This window comes from Pseudomonas sp. JC1203 (assembly GCF_056175065.1).
Genome location: NZ_JBWCAM010000017.1, coordinates 1 through 15,600, shown reverse-complemented (window position 1 = coordinate 15,600; position 15,600 = coordinate 1). Strand labels below are relative to the sequence as shown.

The following is a 15,600-nucleotide window of genomic DNA, read 5'->3' as shown; positions in this document are numbered from 1 at the left end:
TGGCGGCCCCAACTGGACGTACACTGTGATCACTGCGAAAGGTTCCTATCGGGCGGGTAGCAAAGGTGGGCATCCCATGATGCGTCTTTGTGCAAAAGTTCTCATGTGTCTGGCCCTTGGCCTGCTTTCGGTGCAGGCGTGGGCCGCGCCGCCCGCGCACTGGAGCGTGGGCTTTCATCGCCTGACCTTCCTCGACCCGCTCGACCACCAGCCCATGCAGGCGCTGGCGTTCTACCCCTCGAACCAGCGCGAGCAGGTCACGGCCATCGAGGGCTACAAGGTCGAGGCCACCGAGGATGCGCGCATTGCCATGGGCCGCTACCCCATGCTGATGCTCTCCCACGGCAACGCCGGCACGCCGCTGGCCCTGCACGACCTGATCACCTCACTGACCCGCAAGGGCTTCGTGGTGGTGGCGGTCTACCACCCCGGTGACAACTACAAGGACCACAGCCGCCTGGGTGCGGTGAGCAACCTGTATGGCCGGCCGCTGCAGATTTCCGAAGCCATTACCTCGGCGCTGGCCGCGCCCATGCTGTCGCCCTTCATCGACCCCGACCAGATCGGCGTGATCGGCTATTCGGCCGGCGGCGAAACCGCGCTGATCCTGTCCGGCGCGCAGCCCAATTTCGACCGCCTGCGCAAATACTGCGCCGAGTTTCCCAAGGACGCCGACGCCTGCCAGACCGGCGGCGAGCTGGTGGTGGACCGTGGCGACCTGCACGCCGCCGCCGACCCGCGGGTGAAGGCGCTGCTGCTGATGGCGCCGCTGGGGCTGATGTTCAACCGCCAGGCGCTGTCCCAGGTGCAGGTGCCGACGCTGATCTACAGCGGCGACAGCGACAAGCTGCTGTCTTTGGACAAGAACGCCGCCGCCCTGGCGCGCAAGCTGCCCAAGGTGTCGGATTACAAACTGCTGGCCGGTGCCGGGCACTTCGTGTTCATGGCGCCGTGCGATGACGAGCAGAAGGCGCGCATGCCGGGCCTGTGCAACGACGCCGACGGCGTCAACCGGGTGGACATCCACCGCGACCTGGTACGCCAGGCCGGGCACTTCTTCGCCCAGACCCTGAGCGAGCCCAGCCACGCCGGGCTGCAGACCGCAGATCAGTGAGCGGCTGAGCGGCGCGCCAGCAGCAGTACCAGGCCCAGGCCGCCGAGCGACAGCAGCGCTGCGCAGAAGAAGATCCACGGGTAGCCCAGGTGCAGGGCCACCAAGCCCATCAAGGGCCCGGCGACCGCCAGGGCCAGGTCGAAGAACACCGCGAACGCGCTCAGCCCAGCCCCGCGGCTGGTGCTGGGCACTTGGCTGATTGCCAGCACGCCAAGCGCCGGGTACACCAGCGACAGGCCGAAGCCGGCCAGGCTGGCGCCTACCAGGGTCAAGCCGGTGGTGGGGGCCAGCCACACCAACGCCAGCCCCAGGGTTTCGATGGCCATGCAGCTGACCGCCACGGTGAAGCCGCCCAGGCGGTTGATGGCGTTGATGAACACCAGCCGGGAAACGATGAAGCTCAGGCCGAAAGCGGTCAGGCAATAGGCTGCGCCGGTCCAACCGCGGTCCAGGTAATACAGGGTGATGAAGGTGGTCAGGGTGCCGTAGCCGATGGATGCCAGGGTCAGGCTGACGCCATACGGCGCCACGCGCCCGAAGGCGGCCCAGAACGGCAGCCGTTCGCCACGCACCACGGGCACCGATGCCTTGTTGCGAATGCACAGCAGGGCCAGCACCGCCAGCGTGGTCAGCGCCAACCCCAAGGTGTTGAAGCCTGCCGCGCCCACCATCAGCACGCCCAGCGGCGCGCCCAGGGCGATGGCGCCGTAGGAGGCGATGCCGTTCCAGGAAATTACCCGCGCCGTCTGCTCGCTGCCCACCTGGCCGATACCCCAACTGATGGTGCCCACGCCAATCAGGCCCTGGGCGATGCCCAGCAGCACCCGCGCCAGCAGCAGAATGCCGAGGCTGGCCAGGGGCAGGCTTTGCAGCAGGGTCGACAGCAGGGTCAGCGCGCCGCTGATGGCGATGCCGCCCAGCCCCAGCACGATCGCCCGCTTGGTGCCCAGGCTGTCTGCCGCGCGCCCCGCCATGGGGCGGCTGAGCAGGGTGGCCAGGTACTGGGAACCTATGGTCAGGCCCGCCACCACGGCGCTGAAGCCCAGTTGATCGTGGACATAGCCGGGCAGCACCGCAATCGGCAGGCCGATGCAGAGGAAGGCGATGAAGGTGTAGAACACGATCGAGACGATCTTGAGGGTGATGCTGAGGTTGCTGGCGGGCGGAAGCGGTTCGGCGGCAGTCATGGCAACTCGTTCGCGGGCGGGCGGTTAGAGAGTTGGATCATGATGGCGGGGTAGGGATGGAATTGGAAGCCACCTAACGAACATGTGGGAGCTGGCTCGCCAGCGAGCTTTTGGGGTTGTCCAAAAAACTCGCTGGCAAGCCAGCTCCCACAGGCTGCTTAGAATGTCACGCCCTGGCTGCGCAGGTAGTCGTCGTAGGTGCCGCTGAAGTCGATGACGCCGGTGGCGCTCAACTCGATGATGCGGGTGGCCAGGGACGATACGAACTCACGGTCGTGGCTGACGAAGATCAGCGTGCCCGGGTAGTTTTCCAGCGCCAGGTTCAGCGATTCGATGGATTCCATGTCCAGGTGGTTGGTCGGTTCGTCCATGATCAGCACGTTCGGCTTTTGCAGGATCAGCTTGCCGAACAGCATGCGGCCTTGCTCACCACCGGAAATCACCTTCACCGACTTCTGGATCTCGTCGTTGGAGAACAGCATGCGGCCCAGGGTGCCACGGATCATCTGCTCGCCCTGGGTCCACTGGCCCATCCAGTCGAACAGGGTGACGTCGTCTTCGAAGTCGTGGGCGTGGTCCTGGGCGTAGTAGCCCAGTTCCGCGGCGTCGGTCCACTTGACGCTACCGGCATCCGGGGTCAGTTCGTTGACCAGGGTGCGCAGCAGGGTGGTCTTGCCGATACCGTTCGGGCCGATGATGGCCACGCGCTCGCCGGCTTCAACCTGGAAGCTGAAGTCCTTGAACAGCGGCTTGCCGTCGAAGCCCTTGGCCATGTTCTCGACGATGACCGCCTGGCGGTGCAGCTTCTTGGTCTGTTCGAAACGAATGAACGGGCTCACGCGGCTCGAAGGCTTGACCTCGGCCAGCTGGATCTTGTCGATGGCCTTGGCGCGGGAAGTGGCCTGCTTGGCTTTCGAGGCGTTGGCCGAGAAGCGGCTGACGAACGATTGCAGTTCCGAGATCTGCGCTTTCTTCTTGGCGTTGTCCGACAGCAGCTGCTCGCGGGACTGGGTCGCCACGGTCATGTACTCGTCGTAGTTGCCCGGGAACAGGCGCAGCTCGCCGTAGTCCAGGTCAGCCATGTGGGTGCACACGCTGTTCAGGAAGTGACGGTCGTGAGAGATGATGATCATCAGGCTGGAACGCTGGGTCAGGATGTTCTCCAGCCAGCGAATGGTGTTGATGTCCAGGTGGTTGGTCGGTTCGTCGAGCAACAGCACTTCAGGGTCGGAGAACAGCGCCTGTGCCAGCAGCACACGCAGTTTCCAGCCTGGGGATACTTCGGTCATCGGGCCGAAATGCTGTTCCAGGGGAATGCCCAGGCCCAGCAGCAGCTCGCCGGCGCGCGATTCGGCGGTGTAGCCGTCCATTTCGGCGAACTCGGTTTCCAGCTCGGCCACGGCCATGCCGTCTTCTTCGCTCATTTCCGGCAGCGAGTAGATGCGGTCGCGCTCGGCCTTGACCTTCCACAGCTCTTCATGGCCCATGATGACGGTGTCGATCACGGTGAACTGCTCGTAGGCGAACTGGTCCTGGCGCAGCTTACCCAGGCGCACGTTCGGCTCCAGCATCACCTGGCCACCGGACGGGTCGAGGTCGCCGCCGAGGATTTTCATGAAGGTCGACTTGCCGCAACCGTTGGCGCCGATCAGGCCGTAACGGTTGCCGCCGTTGAACTTGACCGAGACGTTCTCGAACAGCGGCTTGGCGCCGAACTGCATGGTGATGTTAGCTGTGGAGATCAAAAGACTTACCTATCAATAACTTAAGGCGCAAACGTCGACAGCAGCATCAGGCCCTAGGGTCGAGCTGCGGGGAGAGGAGTGCGGGAGTCATACCGGACGTTGCGGCCATTGTCTCACAGCCGGGGCCGTGGGCGAAACGCAATCGCGCAGCGGCCGCTGCTACACGAAACCTGTAGCAGCGGCCGCAGGCCGCGTCCTGCACAGAGATCTCAGACGAACGGCTGGGCGTTCGCGCTGCCGCGCGGCAGGCGGCAAGTGTTGGGCAGTGCGGTCAGGCGCTGGCGCCAGTTGGCGTGGAAGCAGAAGCCGGCCTTGGGCTGGGCCTTGGCGGCGGCTTGTGCCTGCATCCGCTGCTGGCGGATCTCGGCCAGGGAGGGGGTGGTGTTCTTCTGCGCCTTTGGCGCTGCATCGCTCTTGCCCAGGGATTTCAGGCAGGATTTGCAGGAAACTTCCTCAGGGTTCGCGCAGCTGACGACGTTGGGGGTGTTGCGGCCACAGGCGATGTCGCTGCCGTTCGGTGAGTAGTGTGTAACCAAACCGTGTTTCTCCAAGCATTTGAAATCAATGCTGATTTTCTCACATAAAGAGGTCGCCTGCCGAGTCGGGCGTGCTCAACGGTGCAATCAGGCCGGCGCCTTCGTTGCGTACGTTGCCCACTTCGGGCCCCACGCGGTACCACTGGAAGTCGGCCACGGGGCGGCCTTCATGGCGGGCCAGGGCTTCGGCCTGGGCGGCGCCGAGGCCGGGGTCGAGCCAGGCGCGGGCGGCGTCGGGAGCCAGCACCACGGGGCGGCGGTCGTGGATGTCGACCATGCCCTGGTCGCTTTCATCGGTGATGATGACGAAGCCGTCATTGTCGCCGCTTACCTGGGCAAGCCCGGCGAAAAATAGCGGGGCGCCGCTGTTGAGGCGGATGAACCAGGGTTGCTTGAGCTTGGGGTGCGCGGGGTCTTTCACCCATTCGTACCAGCCGTCGGCCGGCACCAGCACGCGGCCGGACGGCCACAGGCCCTTGAAGAAGCGGCTGCTGGCGACGGTCTCGACGCGGGCATTGATGGGCGCCGGGCGTTTGTCGGCAGCCCAGGAAGGGGCCCAGCCCCAGCGAGCCGCGTCGATGCGCAGCCCTTGCTCGTCCACGCGCAGCAACGGCACCCGGGTGGTGGGCGCCACGTTGTAGCGCGCCGTGGCCGGCGGGTCGCCGTGCACGGCGCGGGTGATGAATTCCAGTTCCAGCAGGTACTGGTCCATCCGCGCTGCCTGGGAGAAACGTCCGCACATCGCCTGGCCCTCGTTGATGCAGTCAAGCGTAGCAGTGCGGCGCGTTTTTCAAACTCAGGGGTTCAGCGATACACCCTGGTTTGCGCCCTTGGGCTGGCGGTACAGGTCAAGCAGGGCCTGGTCCAGCACCGAGGAAGCACCCCACGGTTTCGGGTCGTTGAGGATGGCCACCACGGCCCAGCTGTTGCCGTTGTCGTCGCGGCTGAAGCCGGCGATGGCGCGCACGGTGTTCAGGGTGCCGGTCTTGACGTGGCCTTCGCCGGCCAGCGCCGTGGTTTTCAGGCGCTTGCGCATGGTGCCGTCGGTGCCGATGATCGGCAGCGAGCTCATGAACTCGGCAGCGTACGGGCTTTTCCAGGCAACCTGCAGCATGGTTGCCAGCTCACGGGCACTGACGCGCTCGCCGCGTGACAGGCCCGAGCCGTTCTCCATCACCAGGTGGCTGGCGGGGATGCCCTTGCGCGCCATCCAGGCGCGGATCACGCGCTGGGCGGCCTTGGCGTCGTCAGCGTCGGCATCGGTGCGGTAGCGCGCGCCGATGCTCAGGAACAGCTGCTGGGCCATGGTGTTGTTGCTGTATTTGTTGATGTCGCGAATGATCTCGGCCAGGTCCGGCGAGAACGCGCGGGCCAGCAGCTTGGCGTCCTTGGGCACCACCGCCTCGCGGTCGCGGCCGGCGATGCTGCCGCCCAGTTCGCTCCAGATGGCGCGCACGGCGCCTGCGGTGTAGGTGGGGTGGTCGAGCAGCGACAGGTAGGTCTGCGAGCTGCAGCCTTCACCCAGGTTGCCGCTGACCACGACGCTGATGCCATCGGCGGCGGTCACCGGGTTGTAGCGCACGTCGCCACCGCAGGTTTTGCTGGCCAGCGCCTTGACCTGGTTATCGACGTGGATGCTGGCGATCGGCGGCTCGACCGACACCGACACTTTGCCGCCGTCGTTGCGGGCCACGAAGCGCAGCGCCTTGAGGTTGACCATCAGCGCGTCCGGGCGCACCAGGAACGGCGCGTTCTCGTCGCCGCCGTCGTCGTCGAACACCGGCAAGGTAGGCTGGATGAAGTAGCTGCGGTCCAGCACCAGGTCACCGGTGACCTGTTGCACGCCGTTGGCGCGCAGGTCACGCATCAGCAGCCAGAGCTTTTCCATGTTCAGCTTGGGGTCGCCGCCGCCCTTGAGGTACAGGTTGCCGTGCAGCACGCCGTTGCTCAGGGTGCCATCGGTGTAGAACTCGGTCTTCCACTGGTAGTTGGGGCCCAGCAGTTCCAGGGCAGCGAAGGTGGTGATGGTCTTCATGGTCGAGGCCGGGTTCACCGACACGTCGGCGTTGAACACGGTGGGCGTGCCCGGGCCGTTGAGCGGCACCATCACCAGCGACAGCGAATTGTCGCCGATCTTGCTGGTCTTCAGCGCCTGCGCCACTTTCGGCGGCAGGCTGGTGTTCAGCGGGGCGGCATGGGCGGGCAGGGCCAGGGGCAGCATCAGGCCTGCGAGCAAGAGGGGGCGGAACGATTTGATCATGATGAAAAAGACCCTGCGGGCGAGGGGTGAAAAGATGAGGGCGCGAAAAGGTGAAGGCCCCCGTACATAAAAGTGTCGGCATTATGCCCCAAGGTTTTAGTGCTTTGGCCCGGCTGACAGCTAATTCATGTTTTTTTCGACACTTGGGCGGGTTTGCTTGCAGGAAACGGGGCAGGCGGCCGCCGAAACTGGTAAAGTGCCGCGCGTTAATACTCAAGAGGATTGTTTCATGGCCACTAACCGTTCCCGCCGTCTGCGCAAAAAACTCTGCGTGGATGAATTCCAGGAGCTGGGTTTCGAACTGAACCTGGGCTTCAAGGAAGACCTGGACGACCAGGCAATCGACGCATTCCTCGACGCCTTCCTGGCTGACGCCATGGACGCCAACGGCCTGGACTACGTCGGTACCGATGACGTGGGCCTGGTGTGCACCGTTCAGCGTGGCTCGGTCAACGAAGAGCAACGCGCTGCCGTTGAAGCCTGGCTCAAGGGCCGTGACGAGCTGACCACTATCGAAGTCAGCCCGCTGCTGGACGCCTGGTACCCGGAAAAGCCGATCAACCCGGTCGCCTGATCCGAGTCAACGAAGAAGCCGCTGCCAGCCAGCGGCTTTTTTGTGCCTGGCGTTTGGGTGCTGATGACGTAGCAATCGCGGCTGCGTCAGGGTTCGCCACGGTGTGCCGGGAACAGCGCGGTGCCTTGGACGCGGCCTGCGGCCGCTGCTACAGGAACCGCGTTGTGCGTGTCGCGTAGCAGCTGCCGCAGGCGGCGTCCGGGGTTTGCCGGGGGGGTGGTGTTGCGCGTGGCCTTTGGACGCGGCCTCCGGCGCATGGCCGCCCCGTCGCTGCTACGCCAGTACGCCGGCCTTGGCCAGGACCTGCTCGATGTCGACTTTGTCCAATTGCTGCGCCGGCAGATATTCGCGGGCGTAGTCCATGTACACGCCGCTGCGCAGGAACAGCTCGAACAGCTCGGGGTCGATGTGCGCGTCGCGGCACATGAACGCCATGATGTTCAGCGCCTCGCTGAGGGTCTTGCCCTTTTTGTAAGGGCGGTCGGCGGCGGTCAGGGCTTCGAAGATGTCGGCGATGGCCATGACCCTTGCCGGCACGCTCATCTGCTCGCGGGTGAGCCCGCGCGGGTAACCGCTGCCGTCCATTTTCTCGTGGTGCCCGCCGGCCATTTCCACCACGTTCTGCAGGTGGCTGGGGAACGGCAGGCGGCCGAGCATCAGAATGGTCTGCACCATGTGGTGGTTGATGATGTAGCGCTCCTCGGCCGTCAGCGTGCCGCGGCCGATGCTGAGGTTGTACAGCTCGCCGCGGTTGAACTTGTAGGCCGGCACCTGCATGTTGAAACCCCAGGGGTTGTCGGCGGGCATGCGTTCGTTTTCCGGGCGTTCGAACAGGTGCTCGGGGCGGTCGGCCAGCAATGTTTCGCGTACCGGCAGCGCCGGCGCCGGGCTGCGCTCCTGGCGGTGGTTTTCTTCCCAGGACACGCCCAGGCGGTCGTCCAGGGTGCGCAGCCAGCTGCGTTCGGCGATGCGCGCCAGGCGTTCCAGGCTGGCGGCGTCCATGAACTCGCCGCCCAGGTTGCAGCGGGCAACGAAGGCAAAGTCATCGTCCAGCGCCTGCAGTTCGGCGTCGCGGGCGCTGGCCAGCGTCGCTTCATCGCCGCCTTCGGCGCGTTGCTGCCAATAGCTGACCCAGGCATCGCGCTTGAGCACCTCGAAACGGGTGCGAATCTCGTGGATACGGTCGTACAGGGTTTCCAGCTTGGTGGCTTTGTCCACCACGTATTCGGGCGTGGTCACCTTGCCGCAGTCGTGCAGCCACGCGGCAATGTGCAGCGCCTCCCATTCCTCTTCGCTGGGCTGGTAGGCGGCAAACGGCGCGGCCGGGCTGTCGGCGGCGGCGCGGGCGAGCATTTTGGTCAGCACCGGCACGCGCTGGCAGTGGCCGCCGGTGTAGGGGCTCTTGGCGTCGATGGCGCCGGCGATTATCTGGATGAAGGCGTCCAGCAGTTGCTGCTGGTGCACCTGCTGGCGCTGGCCTTCGATGCTGGCGGCGGCCACGCCCGACACCGCCTGGATGAAGGCGATGCGGTCGGAGCTGAACTTGGCCAGGTCGCTGCGGCTGCCGGTGTCGCGGTGCAGCAGCACCAGCACGCCGATGGTTTCGCCGCGCCGGTTGTGCAGGCGCACGCTGATCAGGTCCAGGCGCGGGCTGTCGAGCTTGAGCATGACCTGCTTGAGATCGCGGGCCTGGTCGAAGCCGATGGAGGTCACCACGCTATCGTGCTGCGCGCCAAGTGCCTGCAGCCACTCCGGGGTATCGCTGGCGCCCAGGGTGTGGGCGGTGAGCCCGTAATGGCCGACGTTGCGGCGCTTGCCGTTGATGATCAAACCGTTGGGCTGCACTTGGCCACTGTCGCTGTCGTACAGGTAGATGATGCCGGCCTGGGCGTTGCTCAGGTTCACGGTTTCCTGCAGCACGCGCTTGAGCAAGGGTTCGAAGCGGGTTTCCGCCGACAAGGTGGCAGTGATCTCGAAGAAGCTGGCCAGGGTCTGCTTCATGCGGTGCATGGACTCGGTCAGCTGGTCCACCTCCAGCACCGGCGAGCGGCGCGTGGCCGGGCGCTTGAAGTCGAAGCTGCGGATGGCATCGGCCTCCTTTACCAGTGCATACAGCGGCTTGACCAGCAGGCGCGAGGTCAGCCAGCCCACCGGCAGGCACAGCAGCAGAATGGTCAGGGTCACCAGCGCGCCTTGCCAGCGCAGGCGGTAGGCGTCGGCCAGCAGCTCATCCTCGGGCACCAGCAGGGCCAGTTGCAGGCCATCGGGGGCGCCCTGGTCGATGCTGCTGCGCGACACCACCCAGTTGCGGCCGTTGACGTGCAGGCGGTTGTCGGCCCCGGCACCGGTGGCCAGCAGCGCGGCCAGCGCCGGGTCCAGGTCCGCGACCTTGACCAGTTGCGCGGTGCCGCTCTGGGTAATCAGGCGCTGGTTGTCGGGGTAGGCGACTGCGTTGCCGTCATGATCGAACAGGGCAATTTGCGTGTGCGGCGTGACGCGGTGCTTGGCCAGGGTGGCGCTGAGATCGTCCAGAGTCAGGTCGGCGCCGATCACCGCATGGTCGTTCACCCGCAGCGCCAGGGTGGTGCCCACCGCGTGGCTGGAGAAAAACACGTAGGGGTCGGTGGTGATCTGCCCGCGATCGCCCAGCGCGCGGCCAAACCAGTCGCGGCTGCGCGGGTCGTAGGGGTCGTCGGTGATGTCGTGGCGGCTGATCAGGTTCAGCGAGCGGTCGAACATCAGCGACTGCGAATGAGTGACGCCGGCGCTGTCGTGCTCGATGCTCCACACCTGGTACAGCGCGTCGGCGGGCGCGGCGAAGTGCTCGCGCAGCGCCGCGGTGCGCAGCGGCCGCACCATGAAGAAGTCACCGTTGCCGTAGCCGGTGTACAGCGACGCCAGGTTGGGGTTGTCGGCCAGCGACTGCGCCATGGGCTCCAGCAGGGCCAGGCGTTGTTCGAGGCTGGCGGTCTGGGCTGCATCGTTGAGCGCCAGCAGGCTGAGCAGGTGGCGAATGGGCAGGTAGGTGTGGTCGATGTCCAGGCGCACGTCCTGGTCGATGCGTGAGAACAGCGCCTGGCTGCTGGACAGGATGATCTGCGAGGTTTGCCGGTAGTTGAACAGGCCCAGCACCGTGCCGGTCAACAACAGCAGCAGGGTGAACATGGCACTGATGTGCACGTGCAGTGGAAAGCGGCGTTGGAAGAGCCTGGGCATCGCGAATCACTCCTTGAGGATGCGTCCACCGCCTGCCAGACGCGGCCGTGGCAAGCAGTGTGCAGAGCCTGATCACCGCAGCCCTTGCGAGCCGATAATGGCCAACCGTGTGCTGCTTTACAAGGCCTGCGCTTCAACGGTGCGGCGGGTTTTCCAAATGATGTGCCAGGGCTTTTTCCAGCATGTCCATGGCCCGGATCACCTGGTTGGGCGAAACGTGCGGGTCGCGGTGTTTGCACGCCGCTTCCAGGGCTTCGCAAGCCTGGGTCAGGGCGCTGGCGGCGACGATGCGGGCCGCGCCCTTGATGCGGTGCGCCAGGTCGAACAGTGCGGCGGCACCCTTGGCCGCCAGCAGGGCCTCGCGGTCCTCCTTGCAGCTGCGCCGCACCTGCTCCAGCAGGCGGCGTTCCATGTCGGGGTTGCCGCCGGTCAATGAGGCCAGTTGGCTGAGGTCGATGATGTGGTTGCGGGCGTTCACGGTCATGGCTTCCAGGGCTAGGGTCAGGTCAGTGAGGCTGATGGGTTTGAACAGGCAGTCATTCATGCCCGCGGCCAGGCAGCGCTCGCGCTCCTGGTGCTGGGCGCTGGCGGTGTAGCCGAAAATCACCCGCGGGTGCTGGTCGTGATCGCGCTCGTGCTGGCGCAGGCGCCGGGTCAGTTCGTAGCCGTCCATGCCGGGCATGTTGCAGTCCACCAGCAGTACGTCGAAAACCCCGGCCAATGCCGCCTGCAGGCCGGTGTTGCCGTTATCGGCGGTGGTGGCGCCCACGCCCAGGAACTCCAGTTGCTGGGTCATCAGCAGGCGGTTGGCAGGGTGGTCATCCACCACCAGCACGCGCAGGCCGCTCAACAAGGCGGCTGACGGTGGGGCGGGGGTTTCGACGTTTTCCAGGGGCGGCAACTCCTCGGCCACAAGGCCCAGGCACACCTGGGTGCCCCGGCCCGGTTCGCTGTGCAGTTCCAGGCTGGCGCCCATCAGTTCGCAGAGGCTTTTGCTGATCATCAGGCCCAGGCCGGTACCGCTGCGCGCCCGGCGGCTGCCGGGGTCTACCTGCACGAAGGGTTGGAACAGGCGCTGGCGATCGTGAGCGGCGATGCCGATACCGCTGTCGCTGACCTGTACGTGCACCTGGCGGGTGCCCGGGGCGGTACCGGGCACCATGCGCAGGTCGATGGTGACCTGGCCCTTGTCGGTGAATTTTATCGCGTTGCTGACCAGGTTCGACAGCACCTGCTTCAGGCGCAAGGGGTCCAGGGTTACGTCCGGTTGCGGCCCGGCCGGTACCTGCACCAGCAGTTGCAGGCCCTTGTCGCGGGCCAGGCCTTCGAAAATGCGCGCCACATCGCTGATCACCCGCATGGGCTGCGTGCGTTCGAGCTTGAGCGTCAGGTGCCCGGCTTCGATGCGTGACACGTCGAGAATGTCGCCGATCAGCGCCAGCAAGTCACGGGCAGAGCCGTAGGCCACCTCGATGGCGCCGCGGTCCAGCTGGTTGTGCTCGGCGCGCCGCAACGCCAGCTCCAGCATGCCAATCAGGGCATTCATGGGCGTGCGGATCTCGTGGCTCATGGTGGTCAGGAACGTGCTCTTGGCGCGGTTGGCCTGGTCGGCCTGCTCCTTGGCCTGGCTCAGGTCTTCCAGCAACTGGTGGCGCTCGCTGATGTCCACCCAGCCGCCGATCACGCCCTGCACCAGGCCTGCGGTGTCGCGGTACGGCAATATCCAGTGGTAAATGTGCAAGGTGCGGTCACCCAGGCGCAACGGCCGGTCCATGACCAGCGGCTTGCCCTGTGCCATCACCTGCAGGTAGTCCAGGTGAAAGGCGCGGGCCTGCTCGGCATCCAGCAGCACGCCTTGCTCGACGGTCTTGCCGATGACGGCTTCGCGGCGCGCAGCGAAGGTCTTCAGGTAGCTGTCGTTGCAACTGAGCAGGCAGCCGTGACGGTCGCGCACGTAGATGGGGTGGGGCGTACCGTCCACCAGCGCGCGCATGAACTGGAACTGGTCGGCCAGGGCGCGCTCTGCGGCTAGGCGCTGGCGTATCTGCCGGCGCATGTACAGAATCCACAGCAGTGCCAGGCCCAGCAGCACGCCCGCCACGCCGACGATCTGCAGTATCAGCCGGTGATAATTGCGCCAGTAGCCGTTGCTGTCCGGGGTGAAGTTGCGCCAGCGCGCGGTGATGGCGGTCATTTCCGCCGGGCCGATGCTCAGCAGCGCCTTGTCGAGGATTGGCCCCAGCTCGCCGGCCTGTTCGCCGGTGGCCATGGCAAAGGTGGCCGGCGCAGTGCCGACGGTGCTGCGCATGGCCAGGCGGTCACGGAACACCGGCGAGGCCAGCAGGTGGCGGGCGATCACCAGGGCGCTGATGCCGGCGTCGGCCTGGCCCTGGGCAAGCAGGTCGAGGGTGGCGAAGGCATCGTCGGTTTCCACCAGCCGCGCCTGCGGGTAATGCTGGCGCAGCCACGGCACCAGCGGGTTGCCCCGGGTAATGGCCAGGCGCCCGGCGAAGCTGCTCAGTTCAAGGGGCCCGCTGGCGTTGGCGGCGGTGACCAGCACGTAGGAATTGCTCAGGTAGGGGCGGCTGAACTGCACGCTCTGTTCGCGCTCGTCGCTGGGGATGATCGCGGCGATCAGGTCGGCACGGCCCTGGCGCACGCGTTCGAGCATGTCGCCCACGCCGTTGGCCCGTTGAATCTCGAATTGCAGCCCGGTGCGCAGGCGGATCAGTTCCAGCAGGTCGGCGCTGATGCCGCGCAGGTTGCCCTGGCGGTCGAAGAACGTCAGGGGCGCGAATGATTCGTCCACCACCACCCGCACGGTGGGGTGCGCGGCCAGCCAGCTCTCTTCGCGGCGGCTGAGTTGCAGCTTGCGGTCGGTGAGCAGCAGGTCACTGGCGCCGCTCCAGCGCTGGAAAATGCTTTCGCGCACGTCCTGGCCGATGCTGTTCAGCGCGGTATTGACCTGGTCCAGCAGCGCCTGGTTGTCGCGCCGCAAGGCGAAGCTGAAACCTGCCGGTTCGTCGCGGCTGAAATTGACCATGCGCAGATTGTTCAGCAGGCCCTGGTCCATCTGGTAATGGGTGGAGATGGTGTCGCCCAGGAACACATCGGCCTGCTCGAACGCCACGGCATTCAGGGCGTTCTGGTACGAAGGGAAAAACTGCACCAGCGCCTTGGGGTAGTGGGTTTCCAGGTAGCTGGCCGGCAGGTAATGGTTGACCACGCTCAGGCGGCGGCCGGCCAGTTGCTCATCCAGCGGCTGGGTGTCGTTTACCCGTGCCACGAGCACCGGGCGGTCGACCGCGTAGGCCTGCGACAGCACCAGCTCGGGCCTGGCCGCTTCATAGCCATTGGCGCTGGCCAGCAGGTCGATGCGCCCCTCGCTCAGCGCTTGTATGGCCTGGTCGCGGCTGGGGTAGCGCTGCACGGTCAGCGGCCGGTGCAGCGCCTGGCCCAGCAGCGCGGCATAGTCGGCGCTCAGGCCCTCGTATTCCTGGCCGTTGCTGATGTCGAAGGGTGGGTAGTCGGGGGCCGAGGTGCCCAGGCGCAGGGGCACGCCTTGGTTGTTGGGCGCTGCGTGCCCCGGTTGTGCACCGTTGTGGTCGCGCAACAGCAGCCGCTGGGTGTCCTCTGCCAAGGTGGTGCCGACAAGGCAGCACAGGGTGCAGACAAGGGCCAGGCGACGGCGCACTGTCTTCATACCAGGTAGTTGCGCTTGGCAATTTCAATCAGGTCGACCAACGAGGCTACCTGCAGTTTTTGCATCAGGCGCTTCTTGTAAGTGCTGACGGTCTTGTTGCTGAGAAACATGCCCTTGGCGATTTCCTTGTTGGAGTGGCCTTGGGCAAAAAGTTGCAGCACCATCAGTTCCCGGTCATTCACACCTTTGAATAACTCGATCTCATCACGCTCGCCGGGTGCCACCGGGGGGGAACTCAGCACGGTGCTGGGGAAATAACTGTAGCCGGTCATTACCGCCGCAACGGCACTCTTCAGCTCTGCCAGGGCCTCACGCTTGCACACATAGCCCGCCGCCCCCGACTGCATGCAGCGGTGGGTAAACAGCGGTGGTGTCTGGGCAGTCAGTACCAGTATCCGCGAACCGATATTCATGGTCTGAAAGCGCGCCAGCACCTCAAGGCCGTCCAGGCGCGGGATGCTGATGTCGAGGATGATCAGGTCCGGCGGGTTCTCGCGGATCATCTGCATGGCATCGACGCCGTTGTTGCATTCACCGATCACGGTGTAGCCCTGCTTCTCCAGGATGAAGCGAACGGCGAGGCGTATGACCGGGTGGTCGTCAACAATAAAAGCAGTGCTCATAGTAACTTCCCATACAGGCGACGAAGAAAAGGCGCACATTAGCCCAGTTAATGGGGGTGGCATATGAGTAAGCACGCCATCTGCGCTATATAGGAAATTTCCTACAGAAAATGAAGTTTTAGAATACACCGCTTTGTTGGTTTTTAAAGTGTCAAGGGGTTGATTGGTTCGTGTTGTTGCAACGTGAAAGTGCGTGTTTGCTCATGTTCATGGTGTATGAAAATATTCTGTTAGTTGTTGTATTTGTCGTGCGATGTTGAAAATAAATATACACATGAGTGGTTGAGTTGATGCTTGCGGTAACTTTCCTTACAGGCACAGACGATTATTCTCCATATCGGCAGTGCGAGGGGAGCAGACGATTCCGAAAGTGTTGTAGGCTTTTTCCGAGTAGCAACGGGCTTGAAACCGCGTTGCCTGCATCGCGACTAAAGTCGGCTCCTACGCCGTGCGTGCTAGGGCCTTGGCTGCGCAACTCTGTAGCAGCTGCCGAAGGCGGCGTCCGGATTCGCTGCGGTGTGCCAGAAACAGCGCAGCGCCTTGGACGCGGCCTGCGGCCGCTGCTACGAAACCACCTACGCCGTGCGTGCTAGGGCCTTGGCTGCGCAACTCTGTAGCAGCTGCCGAAGGCGGCGTCCGGAT

At 65.0% G+C, this 15,600-nt stretch carries 10 protein-coding genes; 2 read left to right on the top strand and 8 right to left on the bottom strand.

Annotated features, from left to right (window positions below; translation table 11 throughout):
• Nucleotides 1–76: 76 nt before the first annotated feature.
• Nucleotides 77–1,114: an alpha/beta hydrolase family protein gene (locus AC0SZ7_RS23090; RefSeq protein WP_475506538.1), complete on the top strand. Its 1,038-nt coding sequence runs from the start codon at nt 77–79 to the stop codon at nt 1,112–1,114.
• Here the strand turns inward: AC0SZ7_RS23090 and AC0SZ7_RS23085 are convergent.
• From AC0SZ7_RS23085 to dacB, 5 genes are all read right to left on the bottom strand, one after another.
• Nucleotides 1,108–2,301 carry an MFS transporter gene (locus tag AC0SZ7_RS23085; protein ID WP_475506537.1) on the bottom strand — a complete coding sequence of 398 codons (1,194 nt, stop codon included), beginning with the start codon at nt 2,299–2,301 and terminating at the stop codon, nt 1,108–1,110. The genes AC0SZ7_RS23090 and AC0SZ7_RS23085 overlap by 7 nt on opposite strands.
• Before the next feature lie 158 nt (nt 2,302–2,459).
• Nucleotides 2,460–4,046 carry an ABC-F family ATPase gene (locus AC0SZ7_RS23080; protein WP_475506536.1) on the bottom strand — a complete coding sequence of 529 codons (1,587 nt, stop codon included), beginning with the start codon at nt 4,044–4,046 and terminating at the stop codon, nt 2,460–2,462.
• A gap of 209 nt (nt 4,047–4,255) precedes the next feature.
• Nucleotides 4,256–4,582 (bottom strand): hypothetical protein, encoded by a 327-nt coding sequence (locus AC0SZ7_RS23075; protein WP_475506535.1) that lies wholly within the window; start codon nt 4,580–4,582, stop codon nt 4,256–4,258.
• A gap of 40 nt (nt 4,583–4,622) precedes the next feature.
• Nucleotides 4,623–5,324, bottom strand: a complete 702-nt coding sequence (locus AC0SZ7_RS23070) for an SOS response-associated peptidase (RefSeq protein WP_475506534.1) — start codon at nt 5,322–5,324, stop codon at nt 4,623–4,625.
• Between the two features lie 54 nt (nt 5,325–5,378).
• Nucleotides 5,379–6,842, bottom strand: a complete 1,464-nt coding sequence (gene dacB, locus AC0SZ7_RS23065) for a D-alanyl-D-alanine carboxypeptidase/D-alanyl-D-alanine endopeptidase (RefSeq protein ID WP_475506533.1) — start codon at nt 6,840–6,842, stop codon at nt 5,379–5,381.
• A gap of 229 nt (nt 6,843–7,071) precedes the next feature.
• On the opposite strand from dacB, the gene AC0SZ7_RS23060 reads away from it, so the two are divergent.
• A complete protein-coding gene (locus AC0SZ7_RS23060; RefSeq protein WP_475506532.1) occupies nt 7,072–7,416 on the top strand; it encodes a YggL family protein in 345 nt (114 codons plus the stop codon).
• A gap of 273 nt (nt 7,417–7,689) precedes the next feature.
• On the opposite strand, the gene AC0SZ7_RS23055 is transcribed toward AC0SZ7_RS23060, so the two are convergent.
• The 3 genes from AC0SZ7_RS23055 to AC0SZ7_RS23045 form a co-directional block, all read right to left on the bottom strand.
• Entirely contained in the window at nt 7,690–10,632 is a 2,943-nt protein-coding gene (locus AC0SZ7_RS23055) for an HD domain-containing phosphohydrolase (RefSeq protein ID WP_475506531.1), read from the bottom strand.
• 133 nt (nt 10,633–10,765) lie between these two features.
• A complete protein-coding gene (locus AC0SZ7_RS23050) occupies nt 10,766–14,335 on the bottom strand; it encodes a transporter substrate-binding domain-containing protein (protein ID WP_475506530.1) in 3,570 nt (1,189 codons plus the stop codon).
• Nucleotides 14,332–14,958, bottom strand: a complete 627-nt coding sequence (locus AC0SZ7_RS23045; protein ID WP_475506529.1) for a response regulator — start codon at nt 14,956–14,958, stop codon at nt 14,332–14,334. The genes AC0SZ7_RS23050 and AC0SZ7_RS23045 overlap by 4 nt, the downstream gene beginning before the upstream one ends.
• Nucleotides 14,959–15,600: the final 642 nt, after the last annotated feature.

Excerpts from the sequence above, each read along its gene's own strand:
- AC0SZ7_RS23090 (WP_475506538.1), top strand. The coding sequence starts at position 77 with ATGATGCGTCTTTGTGCAAAAGTTCTCATGTGTCTGGCCCTTGGCCTG.
- AC0SZ7_RS23085 (WP_475506537.1), bottom strand. The coding sequence starts at position 2,301 with ATGACTGCCGCCGAACCGCTTCCGCCCGCCAGCAACCTCAGCATCACC.
- AC0SZ7_RS23070 (WP_475506534.1), bottom strand. The coding sequence starts at position 5,324 with ATGTGCGGACGTTTCTCCCAGGCAGCGCGGATGGACCAGTACCTGCTG.
- dacB (WP_475506533.1), bottom strand. The coding sequence starts at position 6,842 with ATGATCAAATCGTTCCGCCCCCTCTTGCTCGCAGGCCTGATGCTGCCC.
- AC0SZ7_RS23060 (WP_475506532.1), top strand. The coding sequence starts at position 7,072 with ATGGCCACTAACCGTTCCCGCCGTCTGCGCAAAAAACTCTGCGTGGAT.
- AC0SZ7_RS23055 (WP_475506531.1), bottom strand. The coding sequence starts at position 10,632 with ATGCCCAGGCTCTTCCAACGCCGCTTTCCACTGCACGTGCACATCAGT.
- AC0SZ7_RS23050 (WP_475506530.1), bottom strand. The coding sequence starts at position 14,335 with ATGAAGACAGTGCGCCGTCGCCTGGCCCTTGTCTGCACCCTGTGCTGC.
- AC0SZ7_RS23045 (WP_475506529.1), bottom strand. The coding sequence starts at position 14,958 with ATGAGCACTGCTTTTATTGTTGACGACCACCCGGTCATACGCCTCGCC.